This window comes from Oleiphilus sp. HI0117 (assembly GCF_001635235.1).
Window position 1 is genome coordinate 1 of record NZ_LWGA01000786.1, and the last position, 3,006, is coordinate 3,006.

Sequence of the window (3,006 nt, forward strand, 5' to 3'; positions counted from 1 at the left end):
GTCGAGTCTACCGGACATGAATGGGACGGTATATCCGAACTGAATCACCCACTACCAAAGTGGTGGTTTAACATGTTTATTCTGACAACTATTTTTGCAGCAATTTACATGTACCTTTACCCTGCACTAGGTAATAACGAAGGTTCATTAGGTTGGACTCAACTTAATCAGTTAGACGCCCAAATGGAAAAGAATAGAGCGGACCGCGCTGCCTTCTTTTCTCAATTTGAGGGCAAAACAGCTGAAGAACTTCAAGCAAATACTGAAGCAATGAAAACTGCTTCACGCTTGTTTGACAATAACTGTTCGCAATGCCATGGTTCCGATGCTAAAGGCTCAAAAGGCTTTCCGAATCTTGCAGATGATGACTGGCTATACGGAAATAGTTCAGATTTGATTTCGCAGTCAATTCTAAATGGCCGTCAAGGCGTGATGCCTGCTTTCGGCGCAATTTTAGATGACACGCAAAGATCTGACCTTACTCAGTACGTGCTTAGCTTAAGCAATCAGTCCACTGACGCGACCAAAGCAGAACAAGGCAAGGCAAGCTTTGATATGCAATGCGCTGCTTGCCATGGCATTGACGGTAAAGGCAACCAGCTGCTTGGTGCGCCCAACCTTACTGACAATATTTGGTTATATGGCGGACTGTTAAGAGATATTGACGCCACGATAGCCAATGGACGTAACGGCAACATGCCGTCGCACAGACATTTGTTTAGTGAGCAAGAAGCTAAAGTTCTATCAGCTTATATTTTGTCTCTATAACTTTGTCATCAAGGTGTAATTCAGCGCCCAATCATTTATATAGGCGCTGAATTACACCAATATTTATAATGATCCGAGGTCAATGATGATTCGAATTATCATATCGCAACTACGCACGATTGTTCCCGAGGAAGAATTACAGTCGAAAGTTTTCTGGCGCTCATTTGGTGTTATGGCTTGGGTGTCTTTTTTATGCGCAGCACTGGCAACAATGCTTTTCTTCGCAGCATTTGATCCGATAGAGTTATCAAGTATCGCGACTTTCCCTGTAGAGTTTAGCCCAAATGCTCTATATACATTAGGCTTTTTCCTCTTTTGGGTGTTTGGTTTTAGCTGCACAGCTTTGAGCTGTGTCTTATTGGCCCTACCTCTTGCCAAACGACAAAAATCCTTGTCAGAACATTACGATGAGGAAGCTGACTAGTCGGCTCAAGACAAAAACAACTTGCAGCTGCTCCTAGGCCTGCAGGCATCTAGTTCTATCTGTTTACATTGGTGTTAATTAATGGATATTGAAAACAAAATTGCACATCGCTTCAAGTCTTCCGACAGCAACTTGTATGCAAGTCATGAAAAGGTACACACCCGTGAAGTAAAAGGTGTTTTCCAATCGCTTCGCAAAGCAATGATGTTTACACTGCTCGGGCTTTACTATTTTGCAGCCTGGTTTACATGGGATGGACATCAAGCAATTTTGTTCGATTTACCGGAGCGCCAGTTTCATATTTTTTGGCTAACGTTTTGGCCTCAAGACTTTTTCTTTCTAGCTTGGCTATTAATCATGGCTGCGCTCAGCCTATTCTTTTTTACAGCCTTGGCTGGCCGCTTATGGTGCGGTTATGCCTGCCCCCAGACCGTCTGGACTGAAGCCTTCGTTTGGATGGAACGCATTATTGAGGGTGACCGAGGCGCACAGCTTAAGCTGGAAAAGATGCCCTGGAATGCTGAAAAAATTCGCAAACGGGGGACCAAGCAGCTTGTATGGCTCCTGTTCTCATTATGGACCGGTTTTACCTTGGTCGGATATTTTACACCTATACGCGAGTTATCAGCGTCTTTGTGGACAACGCTGTCTGGCACCTACACTCTTGGGCCCTGGGAAACTTTCTGGATCCTATTTTATGGTTTTGCGACTTATGGAAACTCTGGCTACCTCAGAGAACAGGTATGCTTATATATGTGCCCTTATGCACGCTTCCAAAGCGCCATGTTCGATAAGGACACTCTGATTGTCTCCTACGACGATGACCGTGGCGAGCCAAGAGTTAAGGGTAAAAAAAGAAAGGAAATGGCCGACCAGGCAGGTGACTGTGTTGACTGCTCTTTATGTGTGCAGGTCTGCCCTACTGGCATCGATATTCGCGAAGGCTTACAGTATGAGTGCATTGGCTGCGCAGCTTGTGTGGATGTATGTGACCAGGTAATGGAAAAAGTCTCGAAACCTCAAGGTTTGATTCGCTACACCACTGAACATTCCTTACATCACGAAAAAACTAAGATTCTTAGGCCGCGAATTGTCGCTTATGCTATTTTGTTAGTTGCTTTATTTGTTGCCTTTGTTATTGCCATTGCAATGCGTTCACCGCTAGCAGTTGATGTACTCAGAGATCGTGGTGCACTATACCGCGTTATCGACGCGTCTAATATTGAAAACGTCTATAACTTTAAGGTGATGAATAAAAGTAAGAATGCGCAAACATATCAAATTGATGTGTCCGGAATTGACGGCGCAAAGGTTTCTTACAATGAAGTGCAAAAAATAGCACCAGGCGAAGTTGGCAATGTTACCGTAACCGTTGCAAGCCCCGTAGCGTCTTTAGATAAACCTATTGAAACTCTTGAGTTTACAATCTCTACCAAGATTGAGGATGATATATATAAGGTTCAAGAAAGTTCTCGATTCTTCAGCCCAAGATAGCACCGTAATCACAATACCTACCCAGAGATGGAATATAACAATATGAACGATACAAATAATAAACCTCAAACTGCCTGGTATAAGCAGTTTTGGCCTTGGTTTTTAATAGCATTACCAGCATCAGTTGTTGTCGCGAGCATGTTCACAATCTCGATTGCTATAGATAGCGCGCCAATAATTACTGACCGTGAGATCGGGCGATTTGCCCGTGAAGAAGTGAAAGAACCTTAAGCTTATACTTGCAGTTTTCCGACGATGCTTTCAAGCTGATTAGCAAGATCAGCTATCCTCTTTGAGTCTTCGCTAACACTCATTGCATT

The 3,006-nt window shown here is 43.6% G+C and carries 4 protein-coding genes; all 4 read left to right on the top strand.

Annotated features, from left to right (window positions below; translation table 11 throughout):
- Positions 1-768, top strand: a 768-nt coding sequence (ccoP, locus tag A3757_RS12805; RefSeq protein ID WP_068739740.1) for a cytochrome-c oxidase, cbb3-type subunit III, incomplete at its 5' end; no start/stop codon positions are given.
- An 82-nt stretch (positions 769-850) separates the two neighbouring features.
- Positions 851-1,192 carry a hypothetical protein gene (locus A3757_RS12810; protein WP_156490703.1) on the top strand — a complete coding sequence of 114 codons (342 nt, stop codon included), beginning with the start codon at positions 851-853 and terminating at the stop codon, positions 1,190-1,192.
- A gap of 81 nt (positions 1,193-1,273) precedes the next feature.
- A complete protein-coding gene (gene ccoG, locus A3757_RS12815) occupies positions 1,274-2,686 on the top strand; it encodes a cytochrome c oxidase accessory protein CcoG (RefSeq protein ID WP_068506518.1) in 1,413 nt (470 codons plus the stop codon).
- 42 nt (positions 2,687-2,728) lie between these two features.
- Complete coding sequence (locus A3757_RS26770) at positions 2,729-2,917, top strand: FixH family protein (protein WP_068554747.1); 189 nt, start codon at positions 2,729-2,731, stop codon at positions 2,915-2,917.
- Positions 2,918-3,006 lie beyond the last annotated feature (89 nt).

Bases quoted from the DNA above. Each gene is read 5' to 3' on its own strand.
- A3757_RS26770 (WP_068554747.1), top strand. From the start codon at position 2,729: ATGAACGATACAAATAATAAACCTCAAACTGCCTGGTATAAGCAGTTT.
- A3757_RS12810 (WP_156490703.1), top strand. From the start codon at position 851: ATGATGATTCGAATTATCATATCGCAACTACGCACGATTGTTCCCGAG.
- ccoG (WP_068506518.1), top strand. From the start codon at position 1,274: ATGGATATTGAAAACAAAATTGCACATCGCTTCAAGTCTTCCGACAGC.